The sequence below is a fragment of the Streptococcus sp. genome, from assembly GCF_030528045.1.
GTDB lineage: Bacteria > Bacillota > Bacilli > Lactobacillales > Streptococcaceae > Streptococcus.
The window spans coordinates 25,505-48,905 of the sequence record NZ_JAUMZR010000008.1 but is presented as its reverse complement, the minus strand read 5'-3'; the positions used below and the strand labels follow the sequence as shown (position 1 = coordinate 48,905).

The following is a 23,401-nucleotide window of genomic DNA, read 5'->3' as shown; positions in this document are numbered from 1 at the left end:
CGTCTCCTCTCGTGCTTAGTTATAGGTCACCCACTACAGTTGACATAGAGCCGATTTTTTGCTAGAAACGATTAGGTTGTTAGGTATTATAGTACCACAGTTGTGCTGTTCACAATGTGATAAGGCAGTCATTTTCTACTGGCTGCTTCTCACTAGCTGGCGAATGCAAAAGCTACGATTGTACAAATTATAGAATCTTTTCAGGGGATTTAGGAAGGAATCTTAGTCATATTGACGCTGCTATCGCTTTTTGTTATAGTCAAGGAGAGAGCGGTCTGGAACACTAGTTTATTCACAGTCTGTGGATAAGCCTTGGAGGAAATGACATACAACTCAGGGGGTTGAATCATCCTGATAATAGTTCCGTACATTAGTAACTTGCTAGAGAGCTAGCAGAAACCCTAGTACAGAGCTGTTTGACAAAGGTGTGTTTAGCGTGAAGGCTTCCAAGTCTAAGAGCTGGATTTTGGAGAAACTAGTTTTTAGGCATATTTTCTTATCCACAAGTTGTGGATAACTTTGTGAACAAGAGAAAGAGATGTGAGATGATGACGAAAATAAAACCGCATGGACCATTACCAAGCCAAGCCCAGCTAGCTTATTTAGAGGATGAACTAGCTGCCTTTATCCATTTTGGTCCTAATACCTTTTATGAGCAGGAATGGGGAAGTGGGAAAGAGGATCCCAAGCGTTTTAACCCGACCAAGTTGGATTCGCGTGAATGGGTTCGGGTGCTCAAAGAAACGGGTTTTAAAAAACTGATTTTGGTGGTGAAGCACCACGATGGTTTTGTCCTCTACCCGACAGCACATACAGATTATTCGGTCAAGGCTAGCCCTTGGAGGGATGGAAAGGGGGACTTGCTCCTTGAGGTTTCCCAAGCTGCGACTGAGTTTGACATGGATTTGGGAGTGTATTTGTCTCCTTGGGATGCCCACAGTCCCCTCTATCACGTGGACCGAGAAGCGGACTACAATGCCTACTATCTGGCTCAATTGAAGGAAATCTTGTCAAATCCTGCCTATGGGAATGCCGGTAAGTTCACTGAGGTGTGGATGGATGGTGCTCGAGGCGAAGGGGCCAGAAGATCAACTATGAGTTTGAGACTTGGTTTGAAACTATTCGTGACTTGCAGGGCGATTGTTTGATTTTCTCAACTGAAGGGACCAGTATCCGCTGGATTGGAAATGAACGAGGCTACGCAGGGGATCCCTTGTGGCAAAAAGTCAAGCCAGACAAGTTAGGAACAGAAGTGGAATTAGATTATCTACAGCACGGAGACCCCTCGGGAACGCTATTTTCAATCGGGAAGGCAGATGTTTCTCTTCGGCCAGGCTGGTTTTACCATGAGGATCAGGACCCGAAGTCTCTCGAGGAGTTGGTCGAAATCTACTTTCACTCGGTAGGGCGGGGAACTCCACTCTTACTCAATATTCCGCCAAACCAAGATGGACTCTTTGACGAAAAGGATATCCGGCGACTGTATGAATTTGCTGCCTATCGTGACGAGCTCTATAAAGAAGATTTGGCTCTGGGAGCCAAGGTATCTAGTCCGGCTCTATCGCCAGACTTTGCCTGTTCTCACCTGACAGATGGACGGAAGACCAGTTCATGGGCAAGTGATGCAGAGTTGCCAATCCAATTAGAGCTCGATTTAGGATCCCCTAAAACTTTTGATGTGATTGAGTTAAGAGAAGATTTGAAGTTGGGGCAACGCATCGCTGCTTTCCATGTTCAGGTAGAGTTGAATGGCGTCTGGCAGGAGTTTGAATCCGGCTATACTGTTGGCTATAAACGCCTTTTGCGAGGATCCATGGTAGAGGCTCAGAAGGTGCGTGTGATCATTACAGAGGCACAGGCTTTGCCTTTGTTGACCAAGATTTCACTCTATAAAACACCTACCTTGTCGAAAAAAGAAGCTGTTCAACAGCTAGAGTTTTCAGAAAAAAGTCTAGTTGTGATTAAGGGAGAAAATGTCCACTTTACAGTTAAGCGCATAGAATCTAGCAGTCCTTTAGAAGCTAAGATTTCGATTCAACTAGGGACGGGTATGCATGGTGTCGCCTATCGGGACGAGATTCAAGTCCTTGCGTTTCAAGCTGGTGAGACTGAAAAAGGGCTAACGCTACCAACCTTGTATTTTGCAGGAGATAAAAGCTTAGATTTTTATCTGAATTTGACGGTAGATGGGCAGCTGGTTGACCAGTTTCAGGTCCAAGTTTCATAAAAGAAGAACCTTTGCGCGATGCAAAGGTTCTTTTGGTTAGGAGTGATTTGGTAACCAACTGAGGGTGAAGGTCAGTTGCTCAGCTTTCAAGAGGTCTTGGTGTTGAATGCTAGATACTGGCACCTTGTCCAATCGGCATTCTTTGACAAAGTTGAAGTGGCTGTGGTTTTGCTCGGCATGGATATCCAGCCATTTATTTTCCTTAGCCAGGTAGATACGGAGGTGGTCAAAGAGAGGGGCTCCGAGGTCGTAGCTGGGCTTGCCCGGACAGGTCGGGTAGAATCCCAGAGCTGACCAGATGTACCAAGCAGAGAGACTGCCATTGTCCTCATCGCCAGGATAGGCTTGCCAGCTTGGGTGAAAGGCCTTCTGACGTAGGGTCTTGATGAGCAGGGCAGTGTAGTCTAGATAGTTGCTATAGCGAAAGAGATATGGAATGTGGAAGCTAGGCTGGTTGGAAATGGCGACTTGTCCAAAAGGAGCAGTAGCCATCTCGCTCATCTCATGAATCTCGTAACCATAGCCAGTCGTCTCAAAGAGTGGAGCATCCTGACAGGCTTTCAATAGATAATTGCTGAAGGATTCTTTTCCACCCATAAGCTGGATTAAGCCTGGGATGTCATGGAGGACGCCTAAAGTCGCTTGAATGGCAGAGCATTCGGCGTAGTCGCGTCCCCAACTATAGGGAGAGAAGTCGGGGCGGAAGTTGCCTTGGCTATCTCGCGCACGCATGTAGCCCGTCGCAGTGTCAAATAGATGGCGGTAATTTTGTGACGAAGTTCTATAAGTTTTCGCGATGTCATTCTGACCTAGTTTTTCGGCACAGCTGGCGATGCAAAAATCACTATAGGCGTAGTCTAGGGTGTGGCTGACACTTTCGTGGTGGTCGGTAGAGAGGTAGCCCAGTTCTTGGTATTGGGCTAGTCCATGGCGGCCATTGATGCCGAGAGGGTCGGACTTAGTGGCTGTTTCAAGCATGGCTTTGAGGAGTTCTTCTTCTAGGTCAGGGGCCATGTCCTTGCAGGCGCTATCTGCGATAATACCATCTAGCAGGGTACCGGGCATCATGCCACGTTCGTCTGGAGCCAGCCATTTTGGCAGGAAACCAGTATCGCGGTAGCTATTGAGAAAGCCTTCTAAAAAGAGACGATAGTGTTCCGGTATGATAAGGGCAAAGAGGGGGAAGGTGGTGCGGAAGATATCCCAGAAGCCATTATTGCTAAAGAGGACACCGGGCTTGACAGTACCAGTAGTCAGGTCCATATGGATGGCTTGCCCTGACTCGTTCACTTCATAAAAAGTCTGCGGGAAGAGGAAGAGTCTGTAGAGGCAGTGGTCAAAGAAGGTTCGGTCAGCTTCTCCTGTCTCCAGGATATCAAAACGATGGAGGAGATTTTCCCAGTCCGCTTTCGCATTTGCTTTACAGCTGTCAAAGTCCGTCTGAGGTAGATTAAGCAGAGCTTGAGAAGACGAGATGAAAGAAGTGGCTAGATGGATTTCGGCTTGACTGCTTGCTAAGTCAATTCGCCAGTCTCCCTCTTCTTGTGTGATAGCAAGAATATCCGTATTCATTTGTAAAGCAGTAAACAGTATCAGCGGATTTTTGTTGGTCTCTGTTTTTCCCTCTTGACGCAGGGCAAGAGTCCGCTTATCTATTTGTTCTACTGTCAGTTCATCTGCTGCGTGAAGATAGAGGGAGAGGGCTTTGCCTTGCTTTTGCTCCAAACGAATAGAAGCGCCATAGCATGTCGGTGTGAGCTGGGTTTCAATCTGATAGCGCAGAGAAAAGAGTTTCAAATAGTGAGGCTGGAAGCAAGCTTTATCTATATCATAAGAAGACTGGCGGTGAAAGAGACTGTTTCCCCCAGGCTGACCTGTGACAGGTGTCAGAAGGAGCCATGAGTAGTCCCCAATCCAAGGGCTGGGCTGGTGGGTTAAGCGAATCCCCTGAAAGATGGGCAGATGCGGATCGAAGAACCAAGCTCCCTCCTGGTCACTGGTCTGAGGCACAAAGTAATTCATCCCAAAAGGTACGCCTGTGTAAGGCAGGGTATTTCCTCGAGAAAAGGCATGCTTGCTAGCAGTCCCAAAGCGGGTATCGATGGTTTCAAGTAGTGGTTTCATAAAAAAGCTTTCTGTTGGAGTTTTTGTTTAGTATAACATAAAATTGCCAATAACCGAATTTTAAAAAGTAAATGCCCCTATAAATTTCGGTTAATAATTTACAAATATTCATTCTTTTGTTAGAATGGAGACAATAAAAAAGAAAAGGGGATTTTTTTATGAGTGATTCGGTAAATAATGTGAATAACGAAGAACCTGTAGAGAAAGTTTAAAACACGCCTGTAGAGGATGTGGAGTCAGTTGCTACTCAAGAACCAGAAACTGTGGAAGAAACTGCTTCTGAGCAAGTAAAAGATGACCAATCTGAAGAAGTGGTGGAAGAGAAAGATTCTAAGCCAAAACAGAAAGAAGATGCAAAAGCTTCAGCTGAGGCTTCAGCTCAACAAGTAGTTGAAAAAACCAAAGGATTGTTTGCAACAAAACGCAAAGAAATCATTGCAGCTCTTGTGGCAGTAGCCGTTATTATTGTGGCATTTGTGGGATACAATGTTATCCAGTCACAACCAAAAAGCTTGATTGGCGATGTTAAAGTTGAGTTCTCAGGTTATGAAGAATCTGGAACGGTAACTTATAATAGTCAAGATATTGCTGAGAAAGTAGCAGAAATAGCATACCAAAAAGTAGGCTTTAATAAAGACCAGGCAGCTGGTTTGGCTAAAAAAGATCCTATTATTTACGCAGAGGTGTCAAGAGATGGCAAGTTGGCGTCTAAATTGATACAAGCAGAAGCGATGATTAGTAGTGTCCATTATGAATTTGACAAAACAAATGGTCTCAAAAATGGGGACGAAGTTACGTTCACTGTCACAACAAGCTCAAAAAACTCACCATTTAAAGCTGAAAAGAAAACTTTCAAAGTTGAAAACTTGAAAGAATATGAGAAGGTATCAACGGCTGATTTGCTCAAAGAAACTCCTGTGACATTTACTGGATTTAATGGGTATGGCATAGCGTCTATTACAGAAAATCCTAATAAAGACGCCTACTTCAACTTTGAAGATAACAAACGTCCGACAAACTTGAAGAACGGAGATACAGTTACTCTTACTGTTAGTGTGACCTATATCAATGAGTTAAAATCAGAAGGAAAAGTTGTTGACAACAATAAGGTCGAGGTGACTGTTGAAGGGTTGAAAGACTTAAAAGATGTGAAGAACTTTGCGGATCTTCTGAAAAAGAATGATGACTATAGCAAGTCTGAAAATCAAAATAGTTCCTTTAGCACCTACACTTTAGAGTCGCAAGGCAGTTATTTGAAAGTCATCCCAGAAGAGAATAAAAAATCAAATGGAAAAGTTTCGTTGATAACAGTTTATAAAGTAACTTGGTCAAGTGGCAATTCAAAAGAAGTTCGTTACAAATACTATGGTTATCAAGCTTACCTTTTGAAGGACAATAATCTAGATCTTGATGCTGCTTCTAAAGTATCAAGCTGGGGATCAAAAGATTTAGAAGGTCTAAAAGCTGAACTGGCTACCGAAGGTTATAAGGTTTACGAAGAAAAGAAAAGTGAATAAAAAGTTGGGGGAGAGCCCCAACTTTTTTTCATAAGTTTGTTTCAAAACGCCTTTAGTTTGTGTATATCTTTTGGAGGCGTTTTTTTTTATACTGAACATGAAACTTGTTTGAAAGAGGAAACTGCACGATGATTTATTCGAAAGAAATTGTTAGAAAATGGCTAGACGAAGTAGCGGAGCGGGCTAAGGACCATCCGGAGTGGGTGGATGTATTTGAGCGTTGCTATACAGACACCTTGGACAATACAGTTGAAATCTTAGAAGATGGCTCTACTTTTGTCTTAACTGGGGATATTCCTGCCATGTGGCTTCGGGATTCGACTGCCCAACTCAGACCCTACCTTCATGTGGCTAAAAGAGATCCTCTCTTGCGCCAGACCATTGCAGGTTTGGTTAAGCGTCAGATGACCTTGGTGCTCAAGGATCCTTATGCCAACTCCTTTAACATTGAGGAAAACTGGAAGGGTCACCATGAGACCGACCACACAGATCTTAACGGCTGGATCTGGGAGCGCAAGTATGAGGTGGACTCCCTTTGCTATCCTTTGCAGCTGGCTTATCTCCTTTGGAAAGAAACAGGGGAAACCAGTCAGTTTGATGAAACTTTTGTCACAGCAACTAAGGAGATCCTTCATCTCTGGACGGTAGAGCAGGACCACAAGAACTCTCCTTATCGTTTTGTTCGTGATACCGACCGTAAGGAAGACACTTTGGTAAATGATGGCTTTGGACCTGACTTTGCAGTGACAGGTATGACTTGGTCAGCCTTCCGTCCGAGTGATGACTGCTGTCAATATAGCTATTTGGTTCCGTCCAATATGTTTGCCGTAGTCGTCTTGGGTTATGTCCAAGAAATCTTTGCTACATTGGAACTAGATGATGGCGAGAGTATTATTGCTGACGCTAAGCGTCTCCAGGCTGAAATCCAAGAAGGCATCGAAAATTACGCCTACACAACTAATAGCAAGGGTGAAAAGATTTACGCCTTTGAAGTGGATGGTTTAGGAAATGCCAGCATCATGGACGATCCAAATGTACCAGGTTTGTTGGCGGCGCCTTATCTGGGCTATTGCGACATTGAAGATGAAGTGTATCAAGCAACTCGTCGTACCATTCTGAGCCCTGAAAATCCATATTTCTACCAAGGGAAATACGCTAGCGGTCTCGGAAGTTCTCATACCTTCTATCGCTATATATGGCCCATTGCCCTCTCTATCCAAGGCTTGACAACAAGAGATAAGGCAGAGAAGAAATTCTTACTCGATCAGCTCGTTGCCTGCGATGGTGGCACAGGTGTCATGCATGAAAGCTTCCACGTGGACGACCCAACGCTTTACTCACGTGAATGGTTTTCTTGGGCCAACATGATGTTCTGTGAATTAGTCTTGGATTACCTGGATATTCGCTAATACTCTTCGAAAATCTCTTCAAACCACGTCAGCTTCGCCTTGCCGTAGGTATGGTTACTGACTTCATCAGTTCTATCCACAACCTCAAAGCAGTGCTTTGAGCAGCCTGCAGCTAGCTTCCTAGTTTGCTCTTTGATTTTCATTGAGGATAAGGAGCGCGCTTTAGTTTCACCGATTCTTGTCAGAATCACAAATTTACATTTAAAACGTTAAAAAATTTAAGTTAGAATGAGGTTTTACTTCATGGAAAATGTTATCGTACATATTATCTCACATAGTCACTGGGATCGTGAGTGGTACTTACCTTTTGAAAGCCACCGGATGCAGTTGGTGGAATTATTTGACAATCTTTTTGATCTTTTTGAAAATGATCCTGAGTTCAATAGTTTCCACTTGGATGGACAAACCATTGTCCTTGATGACTACTTGGAAATTCGCCCTGAAAATCGCGATAAAGTCCAACGTTACATCGACGAAGGCAAACTCAAAATTGGTCCCTTTTACATCTTGCAGGATGATTACTTGATTTCAAGTGAAGCCAACGTCCGCAATACCTTGATTGGTCAAGCAGAATGTGCAAAATGGGGCAAATCAACCCAGATTGGTTACTTCCCAGATACCTTTGGAAATATGGGACAAGCTCCCCAAATCCTTCAAAAATCAGGTATTCATGTGGCAGCCTTTGGGCGTGGTGTCAAGCCGATTGGATTTGACAACCAAGTCCTCAAAGATGAGCAGTTTGCTTCTCAGTTTTCAGAAATGTACTGGCAGGGTGCGGACGGAAGTCGTGTTCTCGGTATCCTCTTTGCTAACTGGTACAGTAACGGGAATGAAATCCCAGTTGATAAGGACGAAGCCTTGGCCTTTTGGAAACAAAAATTGTCAGACGTGCGTGACTATGCTTCGACCAACCAATGGTTGGTGATGAACGGCTGTGATCACCAGCCTGTACAGCGCAATCTGAGTGAAGCCATTCGTGTAGCAAATGAACTCTTCCCAGATGTGACCTTTGTGCATAGTTCCTTTGATGACTATATCCACGCAGTAGAAAGTGCTCTGCCTGAGCAACTATCTACGGTTACAGGTGAGTTGACCAGTCAAGAAACAGACGGTTGGTATACACTTGCTAACACTTCTTCATCCCGTATTTACCTCAAACAAGCTTTCCAAGAAAATAGCAACCTCCTAGAACAAGTAGTGGAGCCATTGACTGTCATCACTGGTGGGCACAACCATAAGGACCAGTTGACCTATGCTTGGAAAGTCCTTCTACAAAATGCGCCACATGATAGTATCTGTGGCTGTAGTGTGGACGAGGTTCACCGTGAGATGGAAACACGTTTTGCCAAGGTCAACCAAGTCGGAAATTTCGTTAAGACCAATCTTCTCAACGAGTGGAAGGGCAAAATCGCAACCCACGAAGCGCAAAGCGACCATCTCTTTACCGTCATCAACACAGGCCTACATGACAAGGTTGATACGGTCAGCACCGTGATTGATGTGGCGACTTGTGATTTCAAAGAATTGCACCCAACAGAAGGCTATAAGAAGATGGCATCCTTGACCTTGCCAAGCTACCATGTCAAAGACTTGGAAGGGCATGCTGTAGAAGCGAAAATCGAAGATATGGGAGCTAATTTTGAGTATGATTTGCCAAAAGACAAGTTCCGTCAGGCCCGCATCGCTCGACAAGTGCGCGTGACAGTGCCGGTTCATCTGGCGCCACTTTCTTGGGCAACCTTCCAATTGCTTGAAGGAGAACAAGAACACCGTGACGGTATTTACCAAAATGGAGTGATTGATACGCCATTTGTAACGGTCAGTGTGGATGAGAATATCACAGTCTACGACAAGACAACTCATGAAGCGTATGAGGATGTTGTTCGCTTTGAAGACCGTGGTGACATCGGGAATGAGTACATCTATTTCCAACCAAAAGGAACAGAGCCTATCTACGCTGAGCTGAAAGGCTATGAGGTCTTGGAAAATACAGCTCGTTTTGCCAAGATCTTGCTCAAGCATGAATTGACAATTCCAGTAAGTGCAGACGAAAAACTGGATGCGGAACAGAGGGGCATCATTGAGTTTATGACGCGTGAAGCTGGGCGCTCAGAAGAATTGACAACCCTTCCTCTGGAAACAGAGATGACCGTCTTTGTTGACAATCCACAAATCCGTTTCAAGACTCGCTTTACTAACACAGCCAAGGACCACCGTATCCGTCTCTTGGTTAAGACTCATAACACGCGTCCAAGCAATGATTCTGAAAGCATCTATGAGGTGGTGACACGACCAAATAAACCAGCAGCTTCATGGGAAAATCCTGAAAATCCTCAACACCAACAAGCCTTTGTCAGCCTTTATGATGATGAAAAAGGAGTGACAGTGGCAAATAAAGGATTGCATGAGTATGAAATCCTTGGAGATGACACCATTGCAGTGACCATTCTTCGTGCCTCAGGTGAGTTAGGTGACTGGGGTTACTTCCCGACACCAGAGGCTCAGTGCTTGCGTGAGTTTGAAGTCGAGTTTACACTTGAGTGCCACCAAGCAGGGGAACGCTTCTCAGCCTTCCGTCGTGCCAAAGCCTTCCAAACACCATTCACTGGTCTTCAAGTTGCTAAACAAGAAGGAAGTGTGGCAGCGACTGGTAGTCTCTTGAGCCATGCGGCGCTCAGCTTGCCACAAGTCTGCCCGACAGCCTTTAAAGTGGCTGAAAATGAAGAAGGATATGTCCTTCGTTACTACAATATGAGTCAAGAAAATGTTCGCATATCAGAACACCAACAAGCCATTTTGGACTTACTTGAGCGACCATATCCCGTTCATTCAGGACTCTTAGCACCACAAGAAATTCGTACAGAATTGATCAAAAAAGAAGACATTTAACAGTTTTAAAGTGTTTGATAACTAATACTATGAGATAGAAAGGAGGGGCGAAAGAGTAAGGATAAACTACTGATTCGCCCCTTTTAACGGTAAAGAACAATGACCATTGCAACCATTGATATCGGAGGGACTGGGATTAAGTTTGCCAGTCTGACTCCTGATGGAAAAATACTAGATAAGACAAGTACTCCGACGCCAGAAAACTTGGAGTCTTTACTGACTTGGCTAGACCAACGCTTGGCAGAACAAGATTATAAGGGCATTGCCATGAGCGTTCCAGGCGCGGTCAATCAAGAAACAGGTGCGATTGAGGGAATCAGTGCCGTACCTTACATCCATGGCTTTTCTTGGTATGAGGCCCTTGCTCATCACAAGCTACCTGCCCATCTAGAAAATGATGCCAACTGTGTTGGACTTAGTGAACTGCTGGCTCATCCAGAGATTGAAAATGCAGCCTGTGTCGTGATTGGGACAGGAATTGGCGGAGCTATGATTATCAATGGCAAGCTTCACCGTGGTCGCCACGGCTTGGGTGGGGAATTTGGCTACATGACAACCATTGAACCGGCTGAAAAACTCAACAACTGGTCGCTACTAGCCTCTACAGGAAACATGGTTCGCTACGTAATTGAAAAATCTGGTCAGACTGATTGGGACGGACGCAAGATTTACCAAGAAGCTGCAACAGGAAATGCCCTTTGCCAAGAAGCTATTGAGCGCATGAACCGCAATCTGGCGCAAGGTTTGCTCAATATTCAGTATCTCATCGACCCAGATGTCATTAGTCTGGGAGGCTCCATCAGTCAGAATCCAGACTTTATCCAAGGTGTCAAAAAAGCTGTCGATGAATTTGTCGAAACCTACGAAGAATACACGGTCGCACCAGTTATCCAGGCCTGCACCTATCACGCAGACGCCAATCTCTACGGTGCCCTTGTCAACTGGCTACAGGAGGAAAACCAATGGTAGTTTTTACAGGACTTAGTCCTAAACAAACGCAAGCTATTGAAGCATTAAAAAATCACATTTCTCTGCCAGATGTAGAGGTAGCTGTCGCTCAGTCTGACCAAGCCTCTATCTCTATCAAGGGTGAGGGTGGACACTATAAACTAACCTATCGCAAACCCCATCAACTCTACCGCGCCTTGTCAGTTCTTGCAACAGCTCTAGTAGAAGGTGACAAGGTCGAGATTGAGGAGAATGCGGCTTATGAAGAGTTGGCCTACATGGCAGACTGTTCTCGAAATGCGGTGCTAAATGTAGCTTCTGCCAAGCAGATGATTGAGGTCTTGGCTATCATGGGCTACTCAACATTTGAGCTTTACATGGAAGACACCTACCAGATTGAGGGGCAACCATACTTTGGTTACTTCCGTGGGGCTTATTCAGCTGAAGAGTTACAGGAAATCGAAGCCTATGCCCGACAGTTCGATATGACCTTTGTCCCATGCATCCAGACCTTGGCTCACTTATCAGCCTTTGTCAAATGGGGTGTCAAAGAAGTGCAAGAACTCCGCGATGTAGAAGACATTCTCCTCATCGGTGAAGAAAAAGTTTATGATTTGATTGACGGGATGTTTGCCACTCTGTCTAAACTGCAGACTCGCAAGGTCAATATCGGGATGGATGAAGCCCACTTGGTTGGCTTGGGACGCTACCTTATCTTGAACGGCGTTGTGGACCGTAGTCTTCTCATGTGTCAACACTTGGAGCGCGTGCTGGATATTGCAGACAAGTATGGTTTCCATTGCCAGATGTGGAGCGATATGTTCTTTAAACTCATGTCAGCAGATGGCCAGTACGACCGTGATGTGGAAATTCCGGAAGAAACGCGTGTCTACCTAGACCGTCTCAAAGACCGTGTAACCTTGGTTTACTGGGATTATTATCAGGATAGCGAGGAAAAATATAACCGCAATTTCCGCAATCACCACAAGATTAGCCAAGATATTGCCTTTGCAGGTGGTGCTTGGAAGTGGATCGGTTTCACACCCAACAACTATTTCAGCCGTCTTATTGCTCTTGAAGCCAACAAAGCCTGTCGTGCTAATGACATCAAAGAAGTCATTGTAACGGGTTGGGGAGACAATGGTGGGGAAACAGCCCAGTTTTCTATTCTACCAAGTCTGCAAATCTGGGCAGAACTCAGCTACCGCAATGACTTAGACCGTTTGTCTGCCCACTTCAAGACCAATACAGGTCTATCGGTTAAGGAATTTATGCAGATTGACCTAGCTAACCTTTTGCCAGACCTGTCAGGTAATCTCAGTGGGATCAATCCCAACCGCTATGTCTTTTATCAGGATATTCTCTGTCCGATTCTTGACAGACATATGACACCTGAACAGGACAAACCGCACTTCGCTCAGGCCGCTGCGACGCTTGCTGAAATCAAAGAAAAAGCTGGAAACTATGCTTATCTCTTTGAAACTCAGGCTCAGTTGAACCAGATTTTAAGTAGCAAAGTGGATGTGGGACGACGCATCCGTGAAGCTTATAAAGCCGGTGACAAAGTCAGCTTACAGCAAATCGCCATGCAAGAATTACCAAAACTCAGAAGCGAGATTGAACACTTCCATGCCCTCTTTAGCCGTCAATGGTTGAAAGAAAACAAGGTCTTTGGCTTGGATACAGTCGATATCCGTATGGGCGGACTTTTGCAACGGATCAAGCGAGCAGAAAGCCGTATCGAAGCCTATCTGTCTGATCAGATTGACCGCATCGAAGAATTAGAAGTTGAAATCCTTCCATTTAACGATTTTTATGGAGACAAGGACTTTGCAGCAACTACAGCCAACCAGTGGCACACTATTGCGACCGCATCGACGATTTATACGACTTAATACTCTTCGAAAATCTCTTCAAACCACGTCAGATTCGCCTTGCCGTATAGATGTTACTGACTTCGTCAGTTTTATCTGCAACCTCAAAGCAGTGCTTTGAGCAGCCTGGGGCTAGCTTCCTAGTTTGCTCTTTGATTTTCATTGAGTATAAAAACAAGAACAGTGTCCCTTGTTCAGAGTGTTTCTCGTGAAACCTATTTCTTATAAAAAACTTCTCCACAAAAAATAATTTGTGGAGTTTTTTCTATAATTAGTAGTTTAACCTAGCCTTCAAATAGGAGTATACTAATAATGTAATCGTTATCAAACCTAAAAATTCGATGAAATCAGTTTTTAGGAATAAAAAGGGAGGAAATTATGAAAAAGTTTTCAAAGACCTTGAGAGATAACTGGATCTTTCTCTTGATGGTTTTACCAGGGGCACTCTGGTTGATTCTATTCTTTTACATTCCAGTATTTGGGAATGTGGTCGCCTTTAAAGACTACCATATGACCAGTAATGGTTTCATAGATAGTATTGTGAATAGTAAATGGGTCGGGTTAGATAATTTCAGATTCTTGTTTAGTTCAAAAGATGCCTTTATCATCACTCGAAATACCGTTCTTTACAATCTCGGCTTTATCTTTATCGGTTTGATTGTATCAGTAGGGATTGCCATTATCCTCAGCGAGCTTCGCTCTAAGAGAATGGTTAAGATTTTCCAAACGTCTATGTTGTTCCCTTACTTCCTGTCATGGGTTATCATCAGTTTCTTTACAGATGCCTTCCTAAACATTGACAAAGGGGTCTTCAACCATTTCCTAACATCCATTGGCATGAAGGAAGTCAACTTCTACGCTGACTTAGGCATTTGGCCATACCTTCTCCTTTTCCTAGGTATTTGGAAAGGCTTTGGATATAGCAGTGTCATGTACTATGCGACAATCATGGGAATTGACCCAACCTACTACGAAGCAGCAACAGTGGACGGGGCTAGCAAGTGGCAACGCATTCGCAACGTAACCATTCCTCAGTTGACTCCACTTATAACAGTCTTGACCATCCTTGCAGTCGGAAATATCTTTCGTGCAGACTTCGGTCTCTTCTATCAAATCCCACATAATGCTGGTCAGCTTTACAATGTAACCAACGTTTTGGACGTATATGTCTTTAATGGTTTGACACAGACAGCAGATATCGGTATGGCTTCAGCAGCCGGTCTTTACCAATCCGTTGTCGGTTTGATTCTGATTATCCTATCAAACTTGCTTGCAAGACGAGTTGATCCAAACTCAGCTTTGTTCTAGAAAGGAGGAGAATATGGCAGAAAAGAAAATTAAAAAAGAAAAAATCGATAATGTCGGCATTCACTCCTTCAGTAAGAAAGCAGATATCTTCTTTAGTATTATCTCTGGTTTGATCGCTCTTTCTTGTATCTTGCCCTTTATCTTCGTTATCATCATTTCGGTGACAGATGAAAAGAGCATCCTCCAGTATGGATATAGCTTTTTCCCTTCGAAGTTCGGTGTAGATGGATTCCAGTTCCTAGCTCAGTTTAAAGATAAGATCCTCCAAGCGTTCTTTATCTCAGTTTTTGTAACAGTGGTGGGGACTATCACAAACGTTTTTATCACAACAACCTATGCCTACGCCATCTCACGCACAACCTTTAAGTACCGTAGATTCTTTACGATCTTTGCCCTTCTTAGTATGTTGTTCAATGCTGGTTTGGTACCAGGCTATATCGTGGTTACTCGTTTGCTTCAACTTGGTGATACCGTTTGGGCCTTGATTGTTCCAATGCTCCTCTCACCATTCAACATCATCTTGATGCGTTCCTTCTTCAAGAAGACCATTCCAGAAGCCATTCTCGAATCTGCTCGTATCGATGGTGCCAGTGAGGCTCGGATCTTCTTACAGATCTGTTTGCCATTGTCACTTCCAGGTATCGCAACCATCACGCTTTTGACAGCTCTTGGTTTCTGGAACGACTGGTTCAACGCCCTTCTTTACATCAAGAGTGATAATTTGTATCCATTGCAATATTTGCTCATGCAAATCCAGCAAAATATGGACTACATTGCAAAAGCAGTCGGCCTATCTAGCCAACTGGGAGTTGCTCTTCCAAAAGAAACAGGTCGTATGGCCATGGTTGTTGTTGCAACCCTTCCAATCGCGATTCTGTATCCATTCTTCCAACGCTACTTTGTTAAAGGTTTGACCATCGGTGGTGTGAAAGAATAGCACTTGCTGAGAAACACCGTTTCTCCCTTTCCAACTTCATCTTAGCGACTGAAGTTACAAATCGTTAAATCGTTTATAAGTTTAAAAATAAAAAAAAGGAGTTTTTATCATGAAAAACTGGAAAAAATATGCTTTTGCATCTGCTAGCGTAGTCGCTTTGGCTACAAGTCTGGCTGCTTGTGGAAACCTTACGGGTAACAACAAAAAAGCTGCTAATGCTACTTCAGGTGAAAAACCTGTAATCAAAATGTACCAAATCGGTGACAAACCAGATAACTTGGATGAATTGCTAGAAAATGCAAACAAAATCATCGAGGAAAAAGTTGGTGCTAAATTGGACATCCAATATCTCGGATGGGGTGACTACGGCAAGAAAATGTCAGTTATCACATCATCTGGTGAAAACTATGATATCGCCTATGCAGATAACTATGTTGTAAATGCTCAAAAAGGTGCTTACGCTGACTTGACTGATTTGTATAAGAAAGAAGGAGCAGAGCTTTACAAAGCACTTGACCCAGCTTATATTAAAGGGAACGTTGTAAACGGTAAGATTTATGCCGTTCCAGTTGCAGCCAACGTTGCAGCATCTCAAAACTTTGCCTTCAACGGAACTCTTCTTGCTAAATACGGTATCGACATTTCCGGTGTCAATTCATATGAAACACTTGAACCAGTCTTGAAACAAATCAAAGAAAAAGCTCCAGATGTTGTGCCATTTGCAGTTACGAAGAACTTTATCCCATCTGATAACTTTGACTACCCGGTTCCAAATGCTCTTCCATTCGTTATTGACCTTGAAGGAGATACTACTAAGATTGTAAACCGTTACGAAGTTCCTCGTTTCATAGAACATTTGAAGACTCTTCATAAATTCTATGAACAGGGATACATTCCAAAAGATGTAGCAACAAGCGATACTACATTTGACCTTCAACAAGATACTTGGTTCGTTCGTGAAGAAACAGTAGGGCCAGCTGACTATGGCAACAGTTTGCTCTCACGTGTTGCTAACAAAGACATCCAAATTAAACCAATTACTAACTTAATAAAGAAAAATCAAACTACACAAGTTGCTAACTTTGTTATCTCAAACAACTCTAAGAACAAAGAAAAATCAATGGAAGTGTTGAACCTCTTGAACACGAACCCAGAGCTATTGAACGGTCTGGTTTACGGTCCAGAAGGTAAGAACTGGGAAAAAATTAAAGGTAAAGAAAATCGTGTACGCGTCCTTGATGCTTACAAAGGAAATACACATATGTCAGGCTGGAATACAGGTAACAACTGGCTCCTTTATATCAATGAAAACGTTACAGACCAACAAATCGAAGATTCTAAGGAACAATTGGCGGAAGCTAAAGAATCTCCAGCGCTTGGATTCATCTTTAACACTGACGGTGTGAAATCTGAAATCTCAGCAATCTCTAACACAATGCAACAATTCGAGACAGGTATCAACACTGGTACTTTAGATCCAGAAAAAGCAATCCCAGAATTGATGGAAAAATTGAAATCTGAAGGTGCCTATGAAAAAGTATTGAACGAAATGCAAAAACAATACGACGAATTCTTGAAAAACAAAAAATCATAAGAACGATTGATTTCGTGTATTCATTCCTAATTCCTAAAAATGTGATCACTGCCTTCCCTAGTTCTCTAGGGGAGGTAGTGATTTTTAGGATGTAAACATGAAAAGAGTGGTTCTGAGGGTTTATGCGATGTGATACACATACATCTATAGGGGATTTATTATGAAAAAATATCGCCTTCTTTTCAAAATGAGTGCTGTCTTCTCTTAGCTATTTTTCGTATTTGGCCTTTCTCAGCTGACGCTTATTGTCCAAAACTATTGGCAATTTTCTTCCCAGATAGGCAATTTCTTCTGGGTTCAAAATATCTTGAGTTTGCTATTTAGCGGAGTCATGATTTGGATTCTGGTTAAGACAGGCCATGGTTATCTCTTTCGTGTGCCGAGAGAAAAATGGCTTTGGTATTCGATTTTGACAGTATTAGTGGTAGTGCTCCAGATCTCTTTGAACGTTCAGACAGCTAAACATGTTCAGTCAACTGCGGAAGGTTGGGCTGTATTGATTGGTTATAGTGGGACTAATTTTGCCGAGTTAGGTATCTATATAGCCCTGTTCTTTCTGGTTCCACTGATGGAAGAGTTAATCTATAGAGGATTACTGCAACACGCCTTTTTTAAAGATTCGAGATTTGGTCTTGATTTGCTTCTTCCTTCTATTTTATTTGCTCTCCCTCATTTTTCAAGCCTGCCTAGTCTGTTAGATATCTTCGTCTTTGCAACATCTGGAATCATTTTTGCTGGTTTGACCCGCTATACCAAGAGCATTTATCCATCCTATGCGGTGCATGTGATCAATAATATTGTAGCGACCTTGCCATTTTTACTGACTTTTTTACATAGGGTGTTTGGGTAAAATATTAGCATGAGAGTTAGGAATTATAGTTTTTCAATTTATAAGCGAATTTCAGGAGAAAAATGAGAATGACACCATTAAAATGGTTTGCTGGAGGAAGCGAAAGGCGTTGTGAAGCCATGACCATCATTGATCATCTATTGGAAGATATAAAGGCTGCGCCTCAACTTGCTCCCCTGAAAAATCAGTTAGTGATTTATAAAAAACGATTAGAGGATGATGGAACCTCTACTCCATTTATTCTGAGCCAAATGAACGTCGACATCTCACGTGTGTTGATTGATAACAAGCTAAGTTTGTCAGAAATTCAAGCGAAGCAAATCAAAAAATTGAGAGAATTATCTGCGATTCGCTATGGTTACTGATAAAGTGCAGTGGCAGGTCTCTCTATATAATTTCCAGTCAAATAAATTGCATTCGTTTTCCCAAGTGGGTATACTAGTATAGTTGAATGAAAAATTCTGAAAATTTAAGAATAGAAAAGAGAACAAATCTTATGGCAAAAGATATTCGTGTCTTACTTTACTACCTTTATACTCCAATTGAAAACGCAGAGCAATTTGCTGCAGACCACTTGGCTTTCTGTAAATCAATCGGCCTTAAAGGCCGTATCCTAGTTGCTGACGAGGGGATTAACGGGACTGTTTCAGGTGACTACGAAACAACTCAAAAATACATGGACTACGTTCACAGCCTCCCAGGTATGGAAGACCTCTGGTTCAAGATTGACGAAGAAAATGAACAAGCCTTCAAGAAGATGTTTGTTCGCTACAAGAAAGAAATTGTCCACCTTGGTTTGGAAGACAACGACTTTGATAATGACATCAACCCACTTGAAACAACAGGTGCTTACTTGTCTCCAAAAGAGTTCAAAGAAGCCCTTCTTGACGAAGATACAGTGGTTCTTGACACACGTAACGATTATGAGTACGATCTAGGACACTTCCGTGGGGCTATCCGCCCAGACATCCGCAACTTCCGTGAGTTGCCACAATGGGTTCGTGATAATAAAGAAAAATTCATGGACAAGCGTGTCGTAGTTTACTGTACAGGTGGGGTTCGCTGTGAGAAATTCTCAGGCTGGATGGTGCGTGAAGGCTACAAAGATGTCGGCCAATTGCACGGAGGAATCGCAACTTACGGTAAAGACCCAGAAGTCCAAGGTGAACTTTGGGATGGGAAAATGTACGTCTTTGACGAGCGTATCGCCGTTGATGTCAACCATGTCAACCCAACCATCGTAGGGAAAGACTGGTTTGATGGAACACCATGTGAACGTTATGTCAACTGTGGAAATCCCTTCTGTAACCGTCGTATCTTAACATCAGAAGAAAATGAAGACAAGTACCTCCGTGGATGCTCACACGAGTGTCGTGTTCACCCACGCAACCGCTATGTTTCAGAAAATGAATTGACACAAGCAGAAGTAATCGAGCGCCTAGCAGCTATAGGTGAAAGCTTGGATCAAGTCGCTACTGTATAACATCAAACAGCTCCTCAGGGGCTGTTTTTCTATGCTTTTTGTCTAAAAATCTAAAATTTGTTTCTATATCTTTCAGGAAAATAGGATATACTATGTGTAAACGATTTCAAAGGAGGCCGGTTATGGCGAAAACATTTTTTATCCCAAATAAAGAAAGCATTCTAGGACAACAGGAGGTCTTGACTGCTAAGTCTATCTTGGCCTTGGTGGAGGGCTTGGAGTCACACAGTTATGATGCGGTCTATCTCCGTCAGCCCCTCAATCGTCTCGAGTATATCGAGTGTGGGATTGTTGGTAAGTCGCAATTTCTCTTCAAAGTGAACTATGCGGATAGTCGAAAAGGCTATCAAGTGGTGATTCCAGACTTCCTTACTAGAGCGGACTGGGAGATTGTAGAAGCCCTCCTCCAAGCCCTATCGAGTAAGTTGGGGCAAGTGGTAGAAGGGTTTGAATTTGAAGCTTATTTTCGAGAAACGGTCAAGCATTATCTATCTGACAAAGCGGTTCGTTTAGTATATTGCCAAGGGCTCTTGTCCCCTATCTATCTCAACAAGGAATACCTCGAGAGCTTTTTGGCTGAGGATGGATTGGCACGTTTTGAAGAGCTGGTCAAGAAGGTTCAAGGCTCTGATGCCTACCTTGCCAGTGTGAAATTTTACCCAGACGCCCAAGGCAAGGTACACGGCATCTACCACCTAGCCCAGGGAGTCAAGACAATTTTGCCAAAGGAACCCTTTGTGCCAGCATCCTATACTGAGCAGCTGGCAGGCAAGGAGCTTGTTTGGGAGATTGACCTAGTGGCGATTTCTGGTGATGGTTCAAAAGCCGAAGACTACGAATCCATCGCTCGCTTGGATTATGAAAAATTCCTAGAGTCACTACCAACAGCATTTTACCATCAACTAGATGCCAATCAACTAGAAGTACAAGCCATTTTGGGAAAAGACTTTGAAGAATTGGCACAAGAAAAGTAAAGAAGGTCAACTGCTATTTAGCATGCGAAAGATAGTTTAGCTTAGTTAGGTTTTGTAATGTGAAATTTCAAAAATTGCTTAGTTCAATGAAAAATAGTATAATATAACAAAAAATAGAATATTGTTGGTTAAACAATGATCAGGAGATCTTAAGATGGATATCAAGAAGGAAGTAGGTAAAAGAATCCGAATGTTGCGAGAGATGAAACATATCACTCGTGAAACTCTTTGTGATGATGAAACTGAGATAACGGTGCGCCAATTAGCACGGATTGAATCAGGGCAGTCTTCCCCAAGTTTATCCAAGGTAGAGTATATAGCTTACAAACTAGGTTGTCCAATTTCACATATAGTAGATATGGATCATATGATTTTACCTTCAGAGTACTTGATAGTAAAGGATAAACTTATTAAGTTTCAAACTTATGGAGATGATGATAGAATCCGGGTTAAGGAAGAGTTGTTTGAAAGAGTTTACGAACACTATTATGACAGTCTACCTGAGGATGAGCAGATTGCTGTTAGTGCCTTACAAGCTAGTTTTGATGTCTTTGTAAGTGAAGATGCAGGGTTTGGCGATGCTTTGCTTGATGAGTATTTTGAGCAAGTAAAGATAAGGAAAAACTACTCGGTGAATGATTTGCTTTTGATAAAGCTGTACTTTGTTTCATGTTTAGCAAGACCGACTGAGTATAATCCTGAACTATTTTGGATGCTTTCTAAAAAACTTATAAGAGAAACAAATTCATCAGATTTAGAGACAGCCTATATGTTAAAAAGAACTGTGCTTGATTCTTTAGCTGTTCAATGGATGGAAAAATCTTACTCCACTTTTGAGCCTTATGTTAAGGCAATGAACACATTGATGACTATATCGCAGGATTTTCAAAACAAGCCAATTATTGATATGCTAGATGCTATGTGTACCTTATTTCATAAACAGGATAAGGAAAAAGCTATCCAATTATATGACAGAGCTATTGTTTGTGCTCAAGCATTTGGGGACTCAGTATTAGAAGCGCGTATATTAGGAGAAAAAGAAAAAGATTTAAAAACTTTTGAGGAAATGAAGAGCTGACATGACATTTTTGTCATGTTTTTTCTTTTTGAAAGCGTTATACTTTAATCATAAAGAACAAGAGATAAGGAGGAAAGAAAAATGTTTGGATTTGCAGTATTCTTAAGTCTTAGTTTTTGGTTTTCTGGGTAGGAGATGGAAATGGAAGATTTTAGTATCTCGCTAGAGACTTTTACACAAACTCGCCACAGTTTGATAGTTCGAAATAACACGACTGAGCAAAGGTTGGTACAAATAGAGTTGAACAAGGAATCATTCCGTTTAGCAATTTTAGATGCTGGCGAAGAGCGAGTTTTAATCTTACCAGAAGAATTATCTATTATCGAAAGTTTTAAAATTTCAGAGGTGGAGGACAATCCATGATGTCAAAAAAACATGTTGTAGAGGCAATGTTTATTCTTGTGATAGCTTCTTTATTTTTAGCAGGATTTTACTATAAAAACCAAGAATCTCATCATCAAGAAGAAACAAAACAAGAGCTTCTCTTAAAAAAAGAAGAGGAAATAAAACAATATATTTCAAAAACTAAAAATACAACATTCAAGAATGCATTGTTGACCTCCAATGAGGGAGCGCAGGTTCAACTGTCAGAGTATAAGTTTAGACCAAAGGTTGTGGTATTCTGGGCTAGTTGGTGTCCTGATTGTCAAAAAGAGCTCCCAATCATTCAGCGCCTTTATGATAAATATCAAGATAAAGTTGATTTCTTTATGGTGGATATAGTTGATGGGGAACGTGAAACACTTGAAACCTCTCATCAATTTTTAAGGGATCAGGGTTTTACCTTTCCAGTTTATATAGATCAAGATTTACAAGCTTTTAAGTTCTTGGATGTAAAAGCTATTCCAACTATCTTTATAGTGGATAAAGATGGGATAGTGAAAGAAATTTATGTTGAACAAGGAAGCGAAGAAATGTTGTCTAAAGATTTAAAACAGTTAATAAATAACTGAAATGAGAATCTCATTTGGTTATTATAAAAAATTTTTTAAAAGGAGGGTTTTCTGATGAGAAAACTAACTGGGCGTGTCAAAAGACACATTGTAGCAGGTCGCTTTTGTATTATCGGTCTTCGATATGGAGTAGGCATATTTTGTTGGGATTAAAAGGAGGGTTAAATAATGAAAAAACTAAGTAATAAACATAAAAAACACATTGTAGCAGGTCAATTTTGTGCTGTTTCACCACTCGGTATTTATGGAATGCTCACAGGTATTGGGTTCTTCTGTTGGAGTTAATGTAAGCTAAAAATCTCTGGCAGGGTTCATTCCTTGTCAGAGACTTTTTTAATATAATGAACGGAGAGAAACTATGAATCGTGTGATTTTAAGTCTTAAAAATATCGATAAAACATATGGGAAAGAACAGGTTCTCCATAATATTTCCTTTGATATTGAACGAGGAGAAATATGTGGTCTTATCGGTGAAAATGGTGCTGGAAAGACAACATTAATGAGAATTCTCCTAGGACTAATTCGGGCTGATAAGGGAGAAATCAAGAATGTTTCTCAGTATAAGATTGGCAGTATTATCGAATCACCTGCCCTCTATCCAAACCTGACTGGACGCCAACACTTGCAATATTACAAGACAAGATTTGGTTTAAAGACAGATATCATAGAAATGTTGGAATTGGTTCGCCTACCCAAACCATCATGGGATCGAAAAGTGAAAAACTATTCTCTTGGCATGAAACAAAGATTATCGATAGCAATTGCTCTTCTGGATAATCCAGAGCTCATTATCCTAGACGAACCAGTGAATGGTTTAGATCCTCAAGGGATTTCAGATTTAAGAAAAATGATTTTGAATTTAAGGGATCAGTTAGGAGTTACTTTTTTAATCTCGAGTCATATTCTGTCAGAATTGGAATTTATAACAGATAAGTATATCATCATGAAAAAAGGAAAGATTCTAAATGTGATGAGTTCACAAATGTTAGCGAATGATTTATCTGAAAAAATTTTCCTAAAGACAAGTGACAATCAGATTCTAAAAATGTTTTTAGAAAAAGAGGGCATTGTTCATTTTGAGCAGGATGACTATCTGGTTGTTACAGAAAAGGAAAAATTAATGGCTATCTTGGAATATAGTATTGGTTCAAATCTAGTGATACAGGATATTTATATTAAGAAGGAACGCTTTGAGGACTACTATTTGCGTAATATTATCTGATGATTTAAGAAAGG

16 protein-coding genes and 2 pseudogenes are annotated in these 23,401 nt (G+C 42.0%); 17 read left to right on the top strand and 1 reads right to left on the bottom strand.

All coding sequences use genetic code 11. The annotated features are described in order from the left end of the window. Positions 1-548 precede the first annotated feature (548 nt). Positions 549-2,227, top strand: a pseudogene (locus Q4A91_RS02685) (alpha-L-fucosidase). Positions 2,228-2,263: 36 nt separating this feature from the next. Here Q4A91_RS02685 and Q4A91_RS02680 read toward each other — a convergent pair. Then, positions 2,264-4,351, bottom strand: a complete 2,088-nt coding sequence (locus Q4A91_RS02680; protein WP_303204480.1) for a GH92 family glycosyl hydrolase — start codon at positions 4,349-4,351, stop codon at positions 2,264-2,266. A 230-nt stretch (positions 4,352-4,581) separates the two neighbouring features. On the opposite strand from Q4A91_RS02680, the gene Q4A91_RS02675 reads away from it, so the two are divergent. From Q4A91_RS02675 to Q4A91_RS02600, 16 genes and pseudogenes are all read left to right on the top strand, one after another. Continuing rightward, positions 4,582-5,868 (top strand): hypothetical protein, encoded by a 1,287-nt coding sequence (locus Q4A91_RS02675; RefSeq protein ID WP_303204479.1) that lies wholly within the window; start codon positions 4,582-4,584, stop codon positions 5,866-5,868. 128 nt (positions 5,869-5,996) lie between these two features. Further along, positions 5,997-7,277: a glycoside hydrolase family 125 protein gene (locus Q4A91_RS02670; protein ID WP_303204478.1), complete on the top strand. Its 1,281-nt coding sequence runs from the start codon at positions 5,997-5,999 to the stop codon at positions 7,275-7,277. 243 nt (positions 7,278-7,520) lie between these two features. After that, positions 7,521-10,166, top strand: coding sequence for an alpha-mannosidase (locus tag Q4A91_RS02665; protein WP_303204477.1), 2,646 nt, complete (start codon positions 7,521-7,523; stop codon positions 10,164-10,166). Between the two features lie 99 nt (positions 10,167-10,265). Then, positions 10,266-11,135 carry an ROK family protein gene (locus Q4A91_RS02660; RefSeq protein ID WP_303204476.1) on the top strand — a complete coding sequence of 290 codons (870 nt, stop codon included), beginning with the start codon at positions 10,266-10,268 and terminating at the stop codon, positions 11,133-11,135. Next, on the top strand, positions 11,129-13,009 hold the full coding sequence (locus Q4A91_RS02655; protein ID WP_303204475.1) for a beta-N-acetylhexosaminidase: 1,881 nt from the start codon (positions 11,129-11,131) through the stop codon (positions 13,007-13,009). The genes Q4A91_RS02660 and Q4A91_RS02655 overlap by 7 nt, the downstream gene beginning before the upstream one ends. Before the next feature lie 357 nt (positions 13,010-13,366). After that, positions 13,367-14,296 carry a sugar ABC transporter permease gene (locus Q4A91_RS02650; protein ID WP_303204474.1) on the top strand — a complete coding sequence of 310 codons (930 nt, stop codon included), beginning with the start codon at positions 13,367-13,369 and terminating at the stop codon, positions 14,294-14,296. A gap of 13 nt (positions 14,297-14,309) precedes the next feature. Further along, positions 14,310-15,233 (top strand): carbohydrate ABC transporter permease, encoded by a 924-nt coding sequence (locus Q4A91_RS02645; RefSeq protein ID WP_303204473.1) that lies wholly within the window; start codon positions 14,310-14,312, stop codon positions 15,231-15,233. A 109-nt stretch (positions 15,234-15,342) separates the two neighbouring features. Next, positions 15,343-16,827, top strand: coding sequence for an ABC transporter substrate-binding protein (locus Q4A91_RS02640; protein WP_303204472.1), 1,485 nt, complete (start codon positions 15,343-15,345; stop codon positions 16,825-16,827). A gap of 160 nt (positions 16,828-16,987) precedes the next feature. Then, positions 16,988-17,677, top strand: a pseudogene (locus tag Q4A91_RS02635) (lysostaphin resistance A-like protein). Positions 17,678-17,745: 68 nt separating this feature from the next. Next, positions 17,746-18,042 (top strand): bacteriocin immunity protein, encoded by a 297-nt coding sequence (locus tag Q4A91_RS02630; protein WP_303204471.1) that lies wholly within the window; start codon positions 17,746-17,748, stop codon positions 18,040-18,042. Between the two features lie 131 nt (positions 18,043-18,173). Continuing rightward, positions 18,174-19,160 (top strand): rhodanese-related sulfurtransferase, encoded by a 987-nt coding sequence (locus tag Q4A91_RS02625; protein ID WP_001030012.1) that lies wholly within the window; start codon positions 18,174-18,176, stop codon positions 19,158-19,160. Between the two features lie 122 nt (positions 19,161-19,282). Beyond that, complete coding sequence (locus tag Q4A91_RS02620) at positions 19,283-20,134, top strand: DUF4299 family protein (protein WP_303204470.1); 852 nt, start codon at positions 19,283-19,285, stop codon at positions 20,132-20,134. Between the two features lie 154 nt (positions 20,135-20,288). Next, a complete protein-coding gene (locus Q4A91_RS02615; RefSeq protein ID WP_303204469.1) occupies positions 20,289-21,212 on the top strand; it encodes an XRE family transcriptional regulator in 924 nt (307 codons plus the stop codon). A 141-nt stretch (positions 21,213-21,353) separates the two neighbouring features. Beyond that, the gene (locus Q4A91_RS02610; protein ID WP_303204468.1) at positions 21,354-21,575 is read left to right on the top strand and encodes a hypothetical protein; all 222 of its coding nucleotides are present in this window, start codon (positions 21,354-21,356) and stop codon (positions 21,573-21,575) included. Then, positions 21,572-22,165 (top strand): TlpA disulfide reductase family protein, encoded by a 594-nt coding sequence (locus Q4A91_RS02605; RefSeq protein WP_109289561.1) that lies wholly within the window; start codon positions 21,572-21,574, stop codon positions 22,163-22,165. Before Q4A91_RS02610 ends, Q4A91_RS02605 begins: the two co-directional genes overlap by 4 nt. Before the next feature lie 358 nt (positions 22,166-22,523). Beyond that, a complete protein-coding gene (locus tag Q4A91_RS02600; RefSeq protein ID WP_303204467.1) occupies positions 22,524-23,387 on the top strand; it encodes an ATP-binding cassette domain-containing protein in 864 nt (287 codons plus the stop codon). The last annotated feature ends 14 nt before the right edge of the window (positions 23,388-23,401 follow it).

Coding starts and splice junctions, on each gene's coding strand:
- Q4A91_RS02680 (WP_303204480.1), bottom strand. CDS start 4,351: ATGAAACCACTACTTGAAACCATCGATACCCGCTTTGGGACTGCTAGC.
- Q4A91_RS02670 (WP_303204478.1), top strand. CDS start 5,997: ATGATTTATTCGAAAGAAATTGTTAGAAAATGGCTAGACGAAGTAGCG.
- Q4A91_RS02665 (WP_303204477.1), top strand. CDS start 7,521: ATGGAAAATGTTATCGTACATATTATCTCACATAGTCACTGGGATCGT.
- Q4A91_RS02660 (WP_303204476.1), top strand. CDS start 10,266: ATGACCATTGCAACCATTGATATCGGAGGGACTGGGATTAAGTTTGCC.
- Q4A91_RS02655 (WP_303204475.1), top strand. CDS start 11,129: ATGGTAGTTTTTACAGGACTTAGTCCTAAACAAACGCAAGCTATTGAA.
- Q4A91_RS02650 (WP_303204474.1), top strand. CDS start 13,367: ATGAAAAAGTTTTCAAAGACCTTGAGAGATAACTGGATCTTTCTCTTG.
- Q4A91_RS02645 (WP_303204473.1), top strand. CDS start 14,310: ATGGCAGAAAAGAAAATTAAAAAAGAAAAAATCGATAATGTCGGCATT.
- Q4A91_RS02640 (WP_303204472.1), top strand. CDS start 15,343: ATGAAAAACTGGAAAAAATATGCTTTTGCATCTGCTAGCGTAGTCGCT.
- Q4A91_RS02630 (WP_303204471.1), top strand. CDS start 17,746: ATGACACCATTAAAATGGTTTGCTGGAGGAAGCGAAAGGCGTTGTGAA.
- Q4A91_RS02625 (WP_001030012.1), top strand. CDS start 18,174: ATGGCAAAAGATATTCGTGTCTTACTTTACTACCTTTATACTCCAATT.
- Q4A91_RS02620 (WP_303204470.1), top strand. CDS start 19,283: ATGGCGAAAACATTTTTTATCCCAAATAAAGAAAGCATTCTAGGACAA.
- Q4A91_RS02615 (WP_303204469.1), top strand. CDS start 20,289: ATGGATATCAAGAAGGAAGTAGGTAAAAGAATCCGAATGTTGCGAGAG.
- Q4A91_RS02610 (WP_303204468.1), top strand. CDS start 21,354: ATGGAAGATTTTAGTATCTCGCTAGAGACTTTTACACAAACTCGCCAC.
- Q4A91_RS02605 (WP_109289561.1), top strand. CDS start 21,572: ATGATGTCAAAAAAACATGTTGTAGAGGCAATGTTTATTCTTGTGATA.
- Q4A91_RS02600 (WP_303204467.1), top strand. CDS start 22,524: ATGAATCGTGTGATTTTAAGTCTTAAAAATATCGATAAAACATATGGG.